At 47.6% G+C, this 17,212-nt stretch carries 12 protein-coding genes; 7 read left to right on the top strand and 5 right to left on the bottom strand.

Annotated elements, in window-relative coordinates; translation table 11 throughout:
• Positions 1–17: 17 nt before the first annotated feature.
• Positions 18–3,245: a carbamoyl-phosphate synthase large subunit gene (gene carB / locus MEALZ_RS08840; protein WP_014148284.1), complete on the bottom strand. Its 3,228-nt coding sequence runs from the start codon at positions 3,243–3,245 to the stop codon at positions 18–20.
• A 28-nt stretch (positions 3,246–3,273) separates the two neighbouring features.
• Positions 3,274–4,407, bottom strand: coding sequence for a glutamine-hydrolyzing carbamoyl-phosphate synthase small subunit (gene carA, locus MEALZ_RS08835; protein ID WP_014148283.1), 1,134 nt, complete (start codon positions 4,405–4,407; stop codon positions 3,274–3,276).
• Positions 4,408–4,865: 458 nt separating this feature from the next.
• On the opposite strand from carA, the gene MEALZ_RS08830 reads away from it, so the two are divergent.
• On the top strand, positions 4,866–7,940 hold the full coding sequence (locus MEALZ_RS08830) for a transglycosylase domain-containing protein (RefSeq protein WP_014148282.1): 3,075 nt from the start codon (positions 4,866–4,868) through the stop codon (positions 7,938–7,940).
• A gap of 178 nt (positions 7,941–8,118) precedes the next feature.
• On the opposite strand, the gene MEALZ_RS08825 is transcribed toward MEALZ_RS08830, so the two are convergent.
• Both MEALZ_RS08825 and MEALZ_RS08820 read right to left on the bottom strand, forming a co-directional pair.
• Entirely contained in the window at positions 8,119–8,697 is a 579-nt protein-coding gene (locus MEALZ_RS08825; RefSeq protein ID WP_014148281.1) for an NADPH-dependent FMN reductase, read from the bottom strand.
• A gap of 26 nt (positions 8,698–8,723) precedes the next feature.
• On the bottom strand, positions 8,724–9,515 hold the full coding sequence (locus MEALZ_RS08820; RefSeq protein WP_014148280.1) for an MlaA family lipoprotein: 792 nt from the start codon (positions 9,513–9,515) through the stop codon (positions 8,724–8,726).
• Positions 9,516–9,653: 138 nt separating this feature from the next.
• On the opposite strand from MEALZ_RS08820, the gene rnt reads away from it, so the two are divergent.
• Positions 9,654–10,316 (top strand): ribonuclease T, encoded by a 663-nt coding sequence (gene rnt, locus MEALZ_RS08815; RefSeq protein ID WP_014148279.1) that lies wholly within the window; start codon positions 9,654–9,656, stop codon positions 10,314–10,316.
• Between the two features lie 332 nt (positions 10,317–10,648).
• Here the strand turns inward: rnt and grxD are convergent, their stop codons facing one another.
• Positions 10,649–10,972, bottom strand: a complete 324-nt coding sequence (grxD, locus tag MEALZ_RS08810; RefSeq protein ID WP_014148278.1) for a Grx4 family monothiol glutaredoxin — start codon at positions 10,970–10,972, stop codon at positions 10,649–10,651.
• Between the two features lie 175 nt (positions 10,973–11,147).
• On the opposite strand from grxD, the gene MEALZ_RS08805 reads away from it, so the two are divergent.
• The 5 genes from MEALZ_RS08805 to argA all read left to right on the top strand — a co-directional run bounded on the left by MEALZ_RS08805 (position 11,148) and on the right by argA (position 17,204).
• Positions 11,148–12,341, top strand: coding sequence for an acetylornithine transaminase (locus tag MEALZ_RS08805; RefSeq protein WP_014148277.1), 1,194 nt, complete (start codon positions 11,148–11,150; stop codon positions 12,339–12,341).
• The gene (gene argF / locus MEALZ_RS08800) at positions 12,331–13,233 is read left to right on the top strand and encodes an ornithine carbamoyltransferase (RefSeq protein WP_014148276.1); all 903 of its coding nucleotides are present in this window, start codon (positions 12,331–12,333) and stop codon (positions 13,231–13,233) included. The genes MEALZ_RS08805 and argF overlap by 11 nt, the downstream gene beginning before the upstream one ends.
• A gap of 53 nt (positions 13,234–13,286) precedes the next feature.
• Complete coding sequence (locus MEALZ_RS08795) at positions 13,287–13,943, top strand: TIGR04211 family SH3 domain-containing protein (protein ID WP_014148275.1); 657 nt, start codon at positions 13,287–13,289, stop codon at positions 13,941–13,943.
• A 192-nt stretch (positions 13,944–14,135) separates the two neighbouring features.
• Entirely contained in the window at positions 14,136–15,833 is a 1,698-nt protein-coding gene (ilvD, locus tag MEALZ_RS08790; RefSeq protein ID WP_014148274.1) for a dihydroxy-acid dehydratase, read from the top strand.
• A gap of 33 nt (positions 15,834–15,866) precedes the next feature.
• On the top strand, positions 15,867–17,204 hold the full coding sequence (gene argA, locus MEALZ_RS08785) for an amino-acid N-acetyltransferase (RefSeq protein ID WP_014148273.1): 1,338 nt from the start codon (positions 15,867–15,869) through the stop codon (positions 17,202–17,204).
• The last annotated feature ends 8 nt before the right edge of the window (positions 17,205–17,212 follow it).

Genomic DNA, 17,212 nt, shown 5'->3' with positions numbered 1-17,212 from the left:
TTGAGAGACGCGAGCAATTAATCGGCATCGATTAAGCTTTTGTGAAGTTCTTGCAAGCTAGTCACGGTTCCCGCCGCCAACTCTCCCAATGCATAACACGCGGCGCGCGCACCAGCCATCGTAGTGTAATAAGTTACCCGATGCTGCAACGCTTCTCTTCGCATCGTGAATGAGTCGTGAATAGCTTTTTTGCCATCAGTGGTGTTGACGACTAATTGAATTTGGTCGTTTTTGATCATATCCACGGTATTCGGCCTACCTTCGTTGACTTTGAAGACTTCGTCGCAAGGAATACCCGCTTCTTTCAATACTCTAGCCGTCCCTCGAGTCGCGACGATTTGATAGTCTTTCGCAACCAGCATTTTAGCCAATTCAGGCAACTTAGCCTTATCCGCATCACGAATACTAATCAATACTTTCCCGCTTTGGCTTAAATCAATACCGGCGGCACGTTGCGATTTGGCAAATGCTTCGCCAAAAGTCTTTCCAACCCCCATCACCTCACCGGTCGACTTCATTTCAGGCCCTAATAAGGGATCGACACCAGGGAATTTAACGAAAGGAAACACCGCTTCCTTGACCGAATAATACGAAGGTATACGCTCTTTTGTAATACCTTGCTCAACTAAAGATTTACCAACCATACAGCGCGCAGCGATTTTGGCCAACGGATACCCCGTTGCTTTGGAAACGAACGGCGCCGTTCTTGATGCTCGAGGATTGACTTCAAGAACATATATATCATCACCTTGAATTGCAAACTGGGTATTCATCAAACCCTTGACGCCTAACGCTTCCGCCATTTTAGCGACTTGTTCGCGCAACTGATTTTGAATAGCCGCAGGTAAATCGTACGGAGGTATCGAACAAGCCGAATCACCGGAATGAACACCCGCCTGTTCGATATGCTCCATTAATCCGCCGATTAACACCCGTTCGCCATCGTAAATCGCATCGACATCCATTTCAACCGCATCATCGAGAAAACGGTCCAATAATACCGGAGAATCGTTAGAAACACTGACAGCCTCTTTCATATAGCGCTGCAGGCCTTCTTCATTGACAACGATTTCCATTGCCCGACCACCTAACACATAAGAAGGCCTAACCACCAACGGATAACCCAGCTCCCGCGCCGAAAGTATTGCCTGCTCGACCGAACGCGCCGTTGCATTGGGCGGTTGTTTCAAGCCTAATCTTTCCAATAGTTTTTGAAAGCGTTCTCTGTCCTCGGCCAAATCTATCGAATCGGGAGACGTACCGATAATCGGAGCCCCGGCGGCCTCGAGTGCGCGCGCCAGTTTCAGCGGAGTTTGTCCGCCATATTGAACGATCACGCCCTTCGGTTGTTCGAGGTGAATGATCTCCAAGACATCTTCCAAGGTCAACGACTCGAAATACAAGCGATCGGAGGTATCGAAATCGGTCGAAACGGTTTCCGGGTTGCAGTTGATCATGATCGTTTCATAACCGTCCTCACGCAATGCCAATGCGGCATGCACGCAGCAATAATCAAACTCGATGCCCTGCCCGATTCGATTAGGACCGCCGCCCAGAATAATAATTTTATCCTTATCGCTGACCCGTGCCTCGCACTCTTCATCGTAACTCGAATATAAATAAGCGGTATCGGATGAGAATTCAGCCGCGCACGAATCTATGCGCTTATAAACCGGACGAATATTGTTTTTATGTCGAGCATTTCTAATTTCAGATTCGCTAGTATCGAGTAATTTTGCCAGCCTGGCATCGGAAAACCCTTTGCGCTTCAAACGATAGAGCTCACCCTCCTCTAAAGTCGCCAAGGTTTTGGTTGACAACGATTTTTCGGCAATCAGCAAGTCTTCGATTTGCGCTAAAAACCAGGGATCGATTTTGCAGATATCATGAATCTCTTCAAGCGACATACCGCTGCGAAACGCATCGGCAACATACCATAAGCGTTCGGCGCCCGGATGACGCATTTCTTTGAGTAAAATTTCCTTGGCATCCTCGGCATTTAAATCGACAATCTCATCGAGGCCGGTCTTGTCGACTTCAAGCCCACGCAAGGCTTTTTGCAAAGACTCTTGAAACGAGCGTCCGATCGCCATGACTTCGCCGACCGATTTCATTTGTGTCGTCAATCGATCGTCGGCTTGCGGGAATTTTTCGAAGGTAAAGCGCGGCACCTTGGTCACGACATAATCGATCGTCGGCTCAAACGAGGCAGGCGTAGCACCGCCGGTGATTTCGTTTTGCAGCTCGTCCAATGTATAACCGACCGCGAGTTTCGCCGCGACCTTCGCAATCGGAAAACCGGTGGCTTTCGAGGCTAAAGCGGACGATCGCGAAACACGCGGATTCATCTCGATAATGACCATCCGTCCGTTTTCCGGATTGATCGCGACCTGCACGTTCGATCCGCCGGTATCAACGCCGATTTCGCGCAAAACGGCCAACGAAACGTTACGTAATATTTGGTATTCCTTGTCGGTCAAGGTTTGCGCCGGGGCGACAGTAATAGAGTCGCCAGTATGCACACCCATCGGATCGAAATTTTCGATCGAACAAACGATGATGCAATTGTCTTTCGAATCGCGCACGACTTCCATTTCGAATTCTTTCCAGCCCAACACCGACTCTTCAATCAGCAATTCATTGGTCGGCGACAAATACAATCCGCGCTCGCAAATTTCAATGAATTCTTCTTTGTTGTAGGCAATTCCGCCTCCGCTACCGCCCATCGTAAAAGACGGACGAATAATTGTCGGATAGCCGACTTCCTGTTGCGCGGCCAGCGCTTCTTCCATAGTGTGTGCCGTTTTGGATTTTGCGACTTCCAAGCCGATCTTACGCATCGCCTGGTTGAACAGCTCCCGATCTTCGGCTTTATTGATCGCTTCTTTGGTCGCACCGATCATTTCCACGCCGTATTTTTCTAAGACGCCGTGCTTGTCGAGCGCTAACGCACAATTCAACGCGGTCTGCCCGCCCATCGTCGGCAAAATCGCGTCAGGGCGTTCTTTTTCTATAATTTTTTCGACGGTTTGCCAGTCGATCGGTTCGATATAGACCACATCGGCCATATCCGGGTCGGTCATGATCGTCGCCGGATTGGAATTGACCAGAATGACCCGGTAACCTTCCTCGCGCAATGCCTTGCACGCTTGCGTGCCGGAATAATCGAATTCGCAAGCTTGTCCGATAACAATAGGGCCTGCGCCCAATAATAAAATCGATTTTATGTCGCTTCTTTTTGGCATTTTTTAACTAATCTATGTCGGTGGCGGTTTAGTGCGTTTTGGCTTGATTCATCATGTCGACGAAACGGTCGAATAAGCTTTCGACATCCTGCGGTCCCGGGCTCGCCTCAGGATGCCCTTGAAAGCCGAAAGCCGGACAATCGGTTCGCTCTATGCCTTGCAGACTGCCATCGAAAAGCGAACGAAAAGTCGCTTTTAAATGAATCGGCAAACTCGCTTCGTTGACCGCAAAACCATGGTTTTGACTACTGATCATAACCCGCCCGGTCGCAAGATCTTGAACGGGGTGATTCGCTCCATGATGCCCGAATTTCATTTTCTCGGTTTTTGCGCCGCTGGCTAAGGCCAATAATTGATGGCCGAGACAAATACCGAAAACAGGCACCTTGGTATCGAGAATCTTTTTTATCGCTTCGATCGCATAATCGCATGGCTCGGGATCGCCGGGGCCGTTTGATAAAAACACGCCGTCCGGATTCATTGCCAATACTTTCTCAGCAGGTGTCTGAGCAGGAACTACGGTTACTCTGCAGCCTCGATTGGCAAGCAACCTCAGGATATTTCGCTTAATTCCGAAATCAAAAGCGACGACATGCTTGGTCAAATTGGTCGCCGACTGATACCCCTTGTCGAGATCCCAAACATCTTCCGTCCATTCATATGACTTATCGACAGTCACTATCTTGGCTAAATCCATGCCTTTAAGGCCGGGAAAAGCGGCTATCGCTTTTTTGGCAATTTCGACATCAGCGTTATCGCCGGCAATAACGGCACCGCGCTGAGCACCCTTATCGCGTAACAAGCGAGTCAGTTTACGTGTATCGATCTCGGCAATCGCGACCACATTACGGTCGATCAAATATTCCTGCAAGGTTTTCTCACATCGCCAATTACTAGCCTGCAACGGTAAATTCCGAATAACCAAGCCGCTGGCACAAACGCTCGAAGACTCATCATCTTCCATATTGGTCCCGACATTGCCGATATGCGGATATGTCAATGTTACGATTTGACGCGCGTAAGATGGATCACTCAAAATTTCCTGATATCCAGTCAATGAAGTATTAAAAACGACTTCTCCAACGGAACAACCGTCTACTCCGATGGATACGCCATTAAAAACCGATCCATCCTCCAATACCAGTAATGCGGGTTTACTCAAAATCTGCTACCTCAAATATGCAAAACGGGAGGAGCCGCACAAGACCCATCCCGTTACAAAAAAGACAAAACTGTGCTAATTCTACGAAATTATCGCTATTTGGTCATTAACAATTTTTACTTACTGCAAAGCTGTCGCTATACTCTTCGATCAAAATACCTATCGAGCATTGGAATTATTTTAGCGACCCCGGCAACGCGGCTGAACTTTCCATTAAAAAATACCTCTTTGCATTAACTTAAAATTAATAAAGGGTTTAAAATCAATTTTTGACAATGATACTCATCGTAGATCAAAATTCGGCGCAGGGGTGTCCATCAAAGGCTCAGCACTCCGATGCCTCCTCAGGCATTGCCGAAATTTGAAGTGCGAAAGGTATATTTCCCCTAAAGAATCGACCTATCCCATACTTGGACGGCCCAAACTCAACAAGACCTGACTAAAGGTAACCACAGAATATGCGAAATGTTAAACTAAAAATTCGCCGGTTATTGGTATTGAGTTTTTGGACCGGCGCGGCGTGGTTAAGCTTTACTTTTATCATCTTAGTCAAGGAGGAAATAGAAACTTCCCGCTATCAAGCCCAATATCTTTCGGAGATTACCAAACAGTTGAGCTTCAAACTTGAACCCGGCTCAAGTTCGTCAATTCGTTTTCCTTCTCAAGGCCCTTATGACCGGCGGCTCGGGTATACTTCGTTGCCCGACATGATCTCCCGCATAGAAAACAATGGCTTCAAGATTTCGGCCCAGGCAAACTCGTCCGATGTGATGTTGCAATTAAACGACTACGGGCTCAATCCCATCTATCAGGAAAAAATCCAAGCCGGGCTTCGCATCATCGATTACAAAGACCGCGAATTATTCAACACCCAGTATCCGACTTACGGATATGCTCATTTTGATGCGATTCCTCCGCTTATTCTCAACACCTTGTTATTTATTGAGAACCGTGAATTACTCAACGACAAATTCCCTACGGTAAATCCGGCTGTCGAATGGGGTCGACTAGGATTCGCCGGCATGCAATTCATTGCCAAGCAATTCGGCTCAAACATCAACGTACCGGGCGGAAGCACCCTAGCGACTCAGTTAGAAAAATACCGTCATTCACCGGACGGCTATACTCGCTCAATCAAAGACAAACTGCAACAAATGGTCAGCGCTTCGATACGCGCTTACTTGTTGGGACCCGACACCCGGGAAATGAGGAAACAAATCGCGCTTTCATATCTAAACTCGATGCCGTTGGCTGCGACGCCTAAACTCGGTGAAATTCATGGCTTGGGCGATGGATTATCGGCCTGGTACGGAGCGAATTTTGAAGAAACCAATCGCCTGCTCGCTTCAAGCGCCTTCGACCCTGAACAAGCAGTCAGCCCCGAACAAGGCAAAGCCTACCGGCAAGTACTCAGCTTGCTTCTATCGCAACGCAGACCCTCAGATCTACTCGGTTCTAAGACCGGTTTCAAAGCATTACAAAATCTTACCGACAGCTATTTAAGAGTCATGGCCGAACAAGGCCTCATTTCAACATCATTACGCGATGCTTCATTACAAGCATCCGTTGCCCGCCAAACCAGCGAAATTGCAGAGCCGGCCAAGTTCATGACCGAAAAAAAGACCCAAGCCGTACTCCGGACACGATTAGCTAGAGCGCTGGGAGTCAATTCGATCTACGAATTAGACCGAATTGACTTGACCGCAACGTCGACTATCGACTTTGATACTCAGCAAGCAGTCGGCCAAGCCCTAAGGCGTTTGAGCGAAATAGAAGGAGCCCGAGCCGCGGGCGCTATCGGATTCAGATTATTAAATGAAACCAACGATCCCTCGCCTATTATTTACAGCTTGATGCTGTTCGAGCGAAGCCCAAAAGGCAACTTGCTACGCGTACAAACCGATAATTACGATCAACCGCTAGATATCAACGAAGGCATCAAGATCGACCTAGGTTCTACCGCTAAACTCAGAACGATGGTTCATTACCTTGAACTAATCACCGACGTTTACGAGCTTTACAAACACACCCCGACCTCCGAATTCAACAAAATCGAATTGCATTCACGCGACTACATTTCCGCCTGGGTAATCCATCAACTTCGCGCCAACCCTACTATTCAATTGGAAGATTTATTGAACCGGGCCCTAGACAGGCGTTTTTCGGCAAGCCCAGGAGAAAGTTTTTATACCGGAGGCGGTATCCATCGTTTTAGCAATTTCAGCCGGATAGACAACGAAAAAATCTTATCGGTTCGCGATGCCCTGCGCGACTCGGTCAATTTAGTCTTCATACGACTCATGCGCGAAGTCGTCTATCATCATCTATACAGGCCGGGAGGCGTCGCACGATGGCTGGAAATTCCGGACGACCCTCGCCGTAAGGAATATCTCCAACGCTTCGCGGACCGTGAAGGACGTATATATTTGCGCCGGTTCTACGCAAAATATCAAGATAAGTCGCCCGAAGAAGCGCTGGCTATGCTAACAAAACGCGTTTACGCCAAAGCATCTCGGCTTTCTATGCTCTACCAATCGATTTATCCCGATGCAAGCATTGGTGAGCTGGAACAGTTTCTGAAAAAAAAACTATCCGCCTCCACATTCGGCAATGAGAAAATCGAAAAACTGCACGAAAAATACTCTCCGGCCAATTTCGACTTACAGGATCAAGGCTACATCACCAAAATCCACCCCCTCGAACTTTGGTTAGTCAGGTATTTAGCTCAACACCCTAACGCAACCAGAGAAGAAATCCTAGAAGCCAGCACGGAGCAACGCCAGGAGGTTTATCGCTGGTTATTTAGGAGCCGCCGTGCCAGCGCTCAACAACGGCGCATTATGACGCTACTGGAAATCGAAGCGTTTACCTCAATCCATCGTGCTTGGCAAAGAACGGGCTACCCTTTCAGTTATTTGACGCCTTCCTATGCCAGCGCAATCGGTGCGTCGGGAGATCGTCCGGCGGCATTAGCAGAGCTGATGGGTATTCTACAAAACGACGGCATCAGGCAACCGCTAGTTCGTTTTGAAAAACTTCATTTCGCAAAAGACACGCCCTATGAAACCATCATGAGTCGACAACCCGCTCATGGCCAGCGAGTCTTTGCGCCCGAAATTGCAAAAGTGACCCGTGATGCTCTGATTAACGTCGTCGAAGGAGGTACGGCAACACGCTTAAGAAACGTTTACAAAGACTCCGATATCGAACCAATCGCAATAGGCGGAAAAACCGGCACCGGCGACCATCGGCGCCAAGTGTGGGGAGAACGTGGACGGTTGATCGAATCGAAATTCATCAGCCGCGCCGCAACCTTTGCATTTTTCCTTGGGGATCGATTCTTTGGTGTCATTACCGCTTATGTTAAAGGACCCGACGCGGAAAACTACCGATTTACCAGTTCGCTACCGGTGCAAATTGTCAAATCGTTGGAACCGACATTATCCCCATTACTAAATCGAGAAACTGAAATGAAAGACGTTCGACCGACTTCCGAAGTAACGATAGCAGGGGCCCCACAAAATAAATCTTAGGAACAAGCATGATGGCCAACAGAGTATCAAAGAGATGTGAATAACGCCGAGCGCAGAGCATGGAAACGATAAACTTGCGCAGAATGTGTACAAATCGTCAGATCCATTTATGGAAGTTATTTTTACCTTATCCTTAAGAAAATCGATTTCCGAATATGCGGTTAAGAATCACTTTTCGCTATTCCGGAGACTTTAATTTTGCCAGTGTCCGAGCTAAATTAACGCCTAGTTCGATGACGGCATCTTGTTGGACGGAATCGACCAACGAACCGTCATCGTTAAATGCTTTTGCAGCATTGCCTATCGCTTGTTGACCGGATTGAACGGTTACACCGATATTGGACAACAACAACCTTAAAAACACCAAGCCTCTCAAACCACCCAAGGCCCCAGGCGAAGCGGACATAATTGCCGCTAATTTTCCACGATATGCCAGCAAAGGCAACTCATCACCCTCCCGGCGCGACGCCCAATCTATTGCATTTTTTAATAATGGACTAAATGCGCTGTTATATTCAGGCGATGCGATTAAAAAACCGTCGTGTGCGATTAGAAGCGACTTAAAATCGCGAGCCGCCGCCGGCATTCCCTCTTTTTTTTCGAGATCCTCATTGAAAATAGGCATCTCAAAATCAGCTAAATTAATCAAAGTAACTTCCACACCCGTACGTCGAGCTCCGCCAGCAGCAATCTCAACTAACTTCTGATTATAGGAATCTTTTCTAGCACTGCCTGAAAAGGCAAGAATTTTGACCATGGTTCTTTTTCTCTAAGTCTCTTCAGTTAAATCTCATCCGGTTCGACATATTCGTTATTGAAATTGTTAAAATCAACATCGAGATCCCAATCGTTTTCGGGCACATTCCCGTCTAGAATCAAATATTCTCGTTGTTGTATATAGGCATTTTTGAAGAATTCGTATCGATCCACAGCGGCTTCTGTCGCAATTCTCGCTGTGCTCAAATTGTCGGCGCGAGTATCGACCGCATTCAATACAAATAGACCGCCCCCAATAGCACCATAAGTTCCGGAAACGATACCGCCATCGATATAACTAATCGGATTCATAGCAGCATCGCCGACAAGGCCGAATACACCTCTGACAGAACTCGGGCCAAAAAGCGGCAATACCAAATATGGACCTGACGGCACTCCCCAAACCGCTAAAGTTTGATCGAAATCCTCATTATGTTTAGGCAAATCGATTTCTGTCGCTACATCAAACAAACCGCCGATACCCGCCACCGTATTCACAAGAAAACGAGCGCCATCCGATCCCGTCTGGGCCAGTTTAAATTGAAACAAATCGTTAATGGTAACACCGATATCGTTGATATTACTGAAAAAGTTTGTAACACCCCGATCAACGAAAGACGGAGTAATCCATTGATACCCTTTGGCAAGAGGCTTCATGGCATACTCGTCTAAATTATCGTTAAAGACTTGCATATTCCGGTTAAAGCCTTCCCACGGATCGCTTTCATCTATCCTAGCTGCGGGCGCCGAAGCGCATCCGACCACAGAACTCAGCAATACCGGCATCGCCAAACGAATTACCATTGGTTTTAAATTCATATACAGCCTCACAATACCTAAATTTTTATTATTCGGTGTTTTTCGCGTAACATACCACAATATCCCTGCCCTTTCGAGCATTGGCAATAAACTTGCCGCTACTCCTTTTTTCAAATTTTTCTCAATTCTTATGTATCGATGGAAAAAACCATAACTCCTCTAGGAAGTCGCTTCCGAGGCTACCTTCCTGTAATTGTCGACATTGAAACCGGGGGCTTCAACCCCAAAAAAAATCCGTTACTGGAAATTGCAGCGGTTATCGTGGAATTAAACAATCACGGTAACCTTGAAATCACCGAGCGTCACGCATGTCATGTCATTCCTTTTCAAAACTCCGAATTAGACGAATCCGCTCTAAAATTCAACAAAATAGATCCATACCATCCTTTCCGCATGGCTATTCAAGAAAAAGATGCGCTGGATAAACTATTCAAACCCATCAAAAAGGCCGTAAAAAGAAATGACTGCACCCGAGCGATACTGGTTGGCCACAATCCCGCTTTCGATATTAGTTTTTTAAATGCGGCAATCCAAAGAACGCAAATCAAACGTAGTCCATTTCATCCTTTCAGCACTTTCGATACCGCAACATTAGGCGGTCTAGTCTATCAGCAAACGGTACTGGCAAAAATTGCCGCCGCAGCTGGATTAAATTGGGATAGCGACCAAGCCCATTCAGCTTTATACGATGCCGAACAAACGGCTACACTGTTTTGCAAAATCGTCAACCGCTGGAAAAAACTGGAATCGTTAGAGTCTGACACCGAGATGAAATTCGGCTCGGACATAGCCGAAAGCTAGAGGTAGCGATTAAGAATTTACCCGGCACATAAGGCTATGCTTGCGTTAGGAACGAGCATAAAATAACTTCGACAAATACCGAAAGGGGTTCGGAGGCTCGATTGACAGGCGTCGGCGGCAGGGATAGCCGCCGTCGAGCCTACATGGATGTATTCACGGCGTCCTGTCAAGCGAGTCGCCGAACCTCCACAGCGCCTAAAACTTGTAGAAGTAAATTTGTGCATATTCCTTAGTAGTTGAAACGACCTTGAAAGCGACATCCCGGCAAAGATTGCAGGGATCCGGACACAAGGACATAAAAGCCTCTCGCCATCCATGGCCGGCAAAAAAAATTAAGCGCTAATGGCTTCAGCATCCTGCAACAACTTGACTAACTCACCCGTGTTATATAAATCGAGAATGATATCGCAACCGCCAACTAATTGGCCTTTGATATAAAGCTGAGGATAAGTCGGCCAACTGGAATATTCTTTCAACGCTTCCCTGAGTTCAGGGTCTTCGAAAATATTAACAAACGTGAAATCGGCCTTGCAGGCGCGCAATACTTGCACCGAGCGACCGGAAAATCCGCATTGTGGAAAATCGGGAGTACCTTTCATGTAGAGTACTACCGGATTATTTTCAATCTGATCTTTAATTCTGCTTATTACATCCATAGAAATTACTCGTTAATTATAAAAAACCCAGTAATACTATCAAGATTTGCCTTGTTAAAAAAGCTTCTTTTTATAGCAATACTATTGATTAGCCCGGTTATCAAACATATAATCATCGGTTTTCTTACAGGCGGCTTTTAGCCGCCTTTTTGCATTTATAGGTAAGGTGTAATTAATGACCGGCCACATTATGCCAACTTACGGACGTTTAAGCATTTCCTTGGATAGAGGCGAAGGCGCTTGGCTTTGGGACCAACAAGGCAATTGTTATCTGGACGCCCTCTCCGGCATTGCAGTATGCAACCTGGGCCATGCCCATCCTTCCATACATAAAGCCATCTGTGAGCAAAGCGCGAAGTTGGTTCACACATCCAATTTATACCGTATCGATTTACAAGAACAACTCGCCGATCGGTTAACGGCTCTAAGCGGGATGGATAATGCCTTTTTCTGCAATTCGGGCGCCGAAGCCAATGAAGCGGCTATTAAAATAGCACGCCGATACGGTCATCAAAAAGACATAGAAAATCCCGCCATCATCGTCATGGAAAAAAGCTTTCACGGCAGAACCTTGGCGACGCTTAGCGCTACTGGGAACACCAAGATTCAGCAAGGTTTCGCGCCACTGGTTGAGGGCTTCATTCGAGTACCATATAACGACATTACCGCGATTAAAAACGCCTTGCAACAACATAGCAATGTAGTTGCCATTCTTATAGAACCGATTCAAGGCGAAGGCGGGGTTAATATCCCCGCACCGGATTATCTCAATAACATCCGCACACTATGCGACCGGCACGATTTATTGATGATGCTGGATGAAATCCAGACCGGCATTGGCCGTACCGGCAAGTTTTTAGCTTACCAGCATAACGACATTCTCCCCGATGTTTGCACACTCGCTAAGGCGCTCGCTAACGGCGTTCCAATCGGTGCCTGCTTAGCGAGAGGAAAAGCCGAGCAAATTTTGACGCCGGGCACTCACGGCTCGACTTTTGGCGGCAATCCTTTAGCTTGTAGCGCAGCTCTAGCCGTATTGAACGAATTAAATGACGGCCATTTGATCGAACAAGCCGAAATCAAAGGACGAATGATCGCGTCCAAGCTCGATGAACTCTTGGTTGGCAACAATAAGATCGTAGAAATTCGTCACAAAGGCTTAATGATCGGCGTCGAATTATCGGTGCCTTGCGGCGAGCTCGTCAGCAACGCCTTGTCAAAAGGATTGTTGATCAACGTGACTAATGAGAAAACCATAAGGTTATTACCGCCGCTGATCATCGACGCGCAACAAATCGAAAGACTGGTGGAAACACTAACCGCCGTCATCCAAGAATTCACGGAAAAACATCAAGCCAATGAACCCTAGACACTTTATTAGCCTAAATGATCTAACTTCGACCGAATTTCGAACCTTAATCGATCGGGCAATCGAGCTAAAAAAATATCGTGATCCGAACTATCAACCTTTAAAAGGTAAAGTTCTTGCCATGATTTTTGAAAAATCCTCGACACGAACTCGTATCTCGTTCGAAACCGGCATGATCCACTTGGGCGGTTCGGCTTTATTTCTATCGCCGCGCGACACGCAACTTGGCCGCGGCGAACCTTTGCAAGACAGCGCAAAAGTCATCTCAAGCATGGTCGACGGCATCATGTTGAGAACTTTTAAACATGAAACGGTCACCACGATCGCAAAATACTCCAGCGTACCGGTCATCAATGGCCTTACCGATCTTCTACACCCTTGCCAGCTACTTGCCGATATGCAAACTTATTTCGAATATCGCGGCGACATAGAAGGTAAGACCGTTACCTGGATTGGGGACGGCAATAACATGTGCCACTCCTATATAAACGCTGCAAAGTTATTGAATTTTAAATTACATATTGCCTGCCCGCAGGGCTATGAACCGAACCCGGCAATAGTAGAAACCGGACGGTCGCACATTGAGTTTTTTAATTCTCCAGAAGAAGCGGCAGAAGCTTCAGACTTGATTGTTACCGATGTTTGGGCCAGCATGGGCCACGAAGAAGAACAAAAACAACGCGAAATAGCTTTCAAAGATTATCAAGTCAGCGAACGAGTCATGAATGCGGCAAACCAAGACGCACTTTTCATGCATTGCCTCCCCGCACATCGAAACGAAGAAGTCGCAGCCGAAGTCATCGATGGTCCTCAAAGCGTCGTCTTCCCCGAAGCGGAAAATCGTCTACACGCACAAAAGGCTTTGCTGGAATTATTAATGAGTGACAAGTAAAATTTGACCGACTCCTATACAATAATGCAACCATGCCTGCATCAAGGATACACGTGAAAAAATTAGTATACGCTATCATTCTCTCCGCAATCGTTATCAATGCTGCTCAAGCAAAAACCGTTTATGTGACCGACGACTTAGAATTAACTCTCAGAGTCGCCGAAAACGAACGCAGTAAAATTTTGCGAATGCTTCGCTCCGGCACGCCGTTGACACTGATCGAAGACCTCAGCTCTGGGTATTCTTATGTTAGAACAAATAAAGGTATCGAAGGCTACATTTTAACTCGTTTTTTAAAAACTTCGCCGCCCGACAGTCATCTACTTGAACAAGCAAATAAAAAAATCGAACAACTTCAAAATGATAATGCCGGACTGACATCCGAGTTAACCTCATTGCAAGAGACCGTTAAATCTAGCGAGACATTAATGGCCGAACGCAACCAATTGATGATGGAACTTGCCGAAATTAAACAAATCTCGTCAAGCGCTATCGACATTAAAAACCAACGCGATCAATTTCAAGAACGCGTCGTTTCAGCCGAACGCGAGTTACAGCAACTTAAACGAGAAAACCAAGCCTTACGCGATAACGCTCATCAAGACTGGTTTCTCTATGGCGGAATACTCGCATTAGGAGGCGTTTTACTCGGTTTTATATTACCGAAACTAAGCCTAGGACGACGAACCAGCAGTTGGGATACGTTTTAAGGAATGAGGGCGAAAGTAAATGCGCGCACATAACAACTTGAGTAAATGCCTCCGGGATAGGACTGGGGCAAGTAACCGAATCTTCGACAAAGCTCATAACTCCCGGAAGTTATTTTTTAGCGCAATCCTAAGGAACCGCTTTAACTTGATACCCCAATCTACTATTAACAATTGAACACATCAGGAATTCAGATGGCAAATTCAGGTGACAAATCCGCAAGACGCTTTTCATCACAAGTCGTTGACGGCATGGAGCGCGCGCCAAGCCGCGCAATGTTGCATGCAGTCGGCTTCAAAAATGAAGACTTCAAAAAACCGCAAATCGGCGTCGCTTCAACTTGGAGCATGGTAACCCCCTGTAACATGCACATTAATCGGCTCGCCGACGATGCCGCGCGAGGCGTCGACAAATCCGGCGGCAAAGCGGTTATTTTCAATACCATCACAATCTCCGACGGTATTTCGATGGGTACCGAAGGCATGAAATACTCGCTGGTTTCCCGTGAAGTCATTGCCGACTCGATTGAAACGGTGGTCGGCTGCCAGGGTTTCGACGGCGTCGTTGCGATCGGCGGTTGCGATAAAAACATGCCCGGCTGCATGATCGCATTATCGCGCCTAAACCGCCCGGCTATTTTCGTTTATGGCGGTACGATTCTCCCGGGATGCCATAAAGATAAAAAACTCGATGTCGTCTCGGTTTTCGAAGCGGTCGGCGCTCGCGCAAACAATAAAATCGACGACGAAGAACTCGCTCAAATCGAAGCGAAAGCAATACCCGGCGCGGGCTCCTGCGGCGGCATGTACACCGCGAACACGATGGCTTCGGCGATCGAAGCGCTAGGCATGAGTTTACCGAACAGCTCGGCGCAAGCCGCAGTTTCCGAAGACAAACGCCTCGACTGCGAACGCGCCGGCGCGGCCGTGCTCGAATTGCTCGCTAAAGACATCAAACCGCGCGACATCATGACCAAAGAAGCCTTCGAAAATGCGATCACTATCGTTATCGCACTCGGCGGCTCGACTAATTCGGTGCTACATTTGATCGCAATGGCCAATGCAACCGGCGTCGATGTTACGCTCGACGATTTCACCCGCATCGGCAAAAACGTTCCGATGCTGGCCGACCTGAAGCCGAGCGGAAAATATCAAATGGCCGAGCTGATTGAAATCGGCGGCATTCAACCGCTGATGAAAGCCCTACTGGACCGCGGTTTACTGCACGGCGATTGCTTGACTGTCACCGGCAAAACGCTGGCCGAGAATCTTGCCGACGTACAACCGTATCCTGAAGGTCAGGACATGATCCATTCCTTCGACAACCCTATTAAAAAAGACAGTCATTTGGTTGTTTTATACGGCAATCTGGCTCCGGAAGGCGCGGTTGCGAAAATCACCGGCAAGGAAGGTTTATTGTTTACCGGCAAAGCGAAAGTATTCGATGCCGAAGAGCAGGCATTGCAAAGCATTTTGAATGGCGACATCGTCAAAGGCGACGTCATCGTGATTCGTTACGAAGGCCCGAAAGGCGGCCCCGGTATGCGCGAAATGTTGTCGCCAACTTCGGCTGTCATGGGCAAAGGGCTAGGCAAAGACGTCGCCTTGATCACCGACGGACGGTTTTCAGGCGGCACGCACGGCTTCGTGGTCGGACATATCACCCCTGAGGCCTTCACCGGCGGTCCGCTAGCCATCGTTCAAGACGGCGATTCCATTACGATCGATGCTGAAAACAACGAATTGACGCTACATATCAACGAGCACGAAATGAACCGCCGCATGGAAAAATGGCAACAACCGGCTCCAAAATACACGCGCGGCGTATTAGCGAAATTTGCCAAATTGACCAGTTCGGCTTCGAAAGGCGCCGTCACCGACAATTTAGATTGATCGCGGAAAAAAAATTGACCGAGTCAGCTTTTTGTGACCGATTCTAATTTACCGGCCTCGTCTCTGAACCACGATTTTGTCAACTGGTTCAGAGACTCCTCTCCTTATATACACGCCCATCGGAACCGCACCTTTGTCGTTTCATTCGGCGGCGAGGCAGTCTATGACTCGGGGTTCGCGCATCATGTGCATGATTTTGCGCTGCTCAACAGTCTGGGGATACGACTAGTTCTTGTACATGGCATTCGCCCTCAAATCGATACCTGCCTACGCAAACAAAACATCGCCCCCCGTTTTCATAAGAATCTCCGAGTCACCGACGAATTGGCTCTACAATGCGTAAAAGAAGCTGCCGGCCTCGTCCGGGTCGAAACCGAAGCTCTCTTATCGATGGGACTGGCCAACTCGCCGATGGCCGGCGCCAAAATACGCGTCGTATCGGGTAATTTCGTCATTGCCAAACCGATCGGCGTCATCGACGGCGTCGATTACGGCCATACCGGCGAAGTACGCAGAATCGATAGCCAAGCCATCCATCAACAACTGGACATGAATTCCGTTGTTTTAATCTCGCCGGTCGGTTATTCGCCGAGCGGCGAGGCATTCAATTTGTCGGCAGAAAAAGTAGCCACCGAAATTGCGATCGCCTTAAAAGCAGAAAAACTGTTATTGCTCACCGAACAAAGCATCAATCATCCTGAAAGCGGCGACAAGATTCAGCAAATGACAACTGTCGAAACCCAACAATTTATTAATCGCTTTCCGGACATAGAACAATCAATTAGCCTGCCTTTACAAGCCGCGATCCATGGCTGCCAATCCGGCGTTGAACGTGTGCATCTTGTTAATCGCCATCAAGACGGCGGTCTGCTTTTGGAATTATTCAGCCGAGACGGCACGGGCACATTAATTAGCTCAACACCCTATGAAGAACTGCGCCCAGCGACATTAAACGATATCGGCGGCATCTTAGAGCTCATCATACCTTTGGAAGAACAAGGCATCCTAGTGAAGCGCTCGCGGGAAAAACTGGAAATGGAGATCGGAGACTATATTATTATCGAACGGGACGGTCTAATTATCGGCTGTACCGCACTGCATTCGATCGAAAACGAACACGCCGGCATGATCGCCTGTCTGGCCGTACATCCCGACTACCGAGGCTCTGCCAGAGCCGGTCGATTATTGGAGCATCTGCAACATAAAGCTAAAATGCTAGGCATGCAGCAAATTTTTGCGCTCACGACACAAACCAGCCATTGGTTCTTAGAGCGCGGATTTGCACCAAGCGCAATCGAAACGCTGCCTGAACAGCTGAAATCGATCTACAATCCACAGCGTAAGTCTAAAATATTGTGCAAATCCATCTGAATTAATAT

It is taken from the genome of Methylotuvimicrobium alcaliphilum 20Z, from assembly GCF_000968535.2.
GTDB classification, from domain to species: domain Bacteria; phylum Pseudomonadota; class Gammaproteobacteria; order Methylococcales; family Methylomonadaceae; genus Methylotuvimicrobium; species Methylotuvimicrobium alcaliphilum.
The sequence above is the reverse complement of the archived record's forward strand: the minus strand, read 5'-3'. Positions and strand labels throughout refer to the sequence as shown.

Coding starts and splice junctions, on each gene's coding strand:
- carB (WP_014148284.1), bottom strand. CDS start 3,245: ATGCCAAAAAGAAGCGACATAAAATCGATTTTATTATTGGGCGCAGGC.
- MEALZ_RS08830 (WP_014148282.1), top strand. CDS start 4,866: ATGCGAAATGTTAAACTAAAAATTCGCCGGTTATTGGTATTGAGTTTT.
- MEALZ_RS08825 (WP_014148281.1), bottom strand. CDS start 8,697: ATGGTCAAAATTCTTGCCTTTTCAGGCAGTGCTAGAAAAGATTCCTAT.
- MEALZ_RS08820 (WP_014148280.1), bottom strand. CDS start 9,515: ATGAATTTAAAACCAATGGTAATTCGTTTGGCGATGCCGGTATTGCTG.
- rnt (WP_014148279.1), top strand. CDS start 9,654: ATGGAAAAAACCATAACTCCTCTAGGAAGTCGCTTCCGAGGCTACCTT.
- grxD (WP_014148278.1), bottom strand. CDS start 10,972: ATGGATGTAATAAGCAGAATTAAAGATCAGATTGAAAATAATCCGGTA.
- MEALZ_RS08805 (WP_014148277.1), top strand. CDS start 11,148: ATGACCGGCCACATTATGCCAACTTACGGACGTTTAAGCATTTCCTTG.
- argF (WP_014148276.1), top strand. CDS start 12,331: ATGAACCCTAGACACTTTATTAGCCTAAATGATCTAACTTCGACCGAA.
- ilvD (WP_014148274.1), top strand. CDS start 14,136: ATGGCAAATTCAGGTGACAAATCCGCAAGACGCTTTTCATCACAAGTC.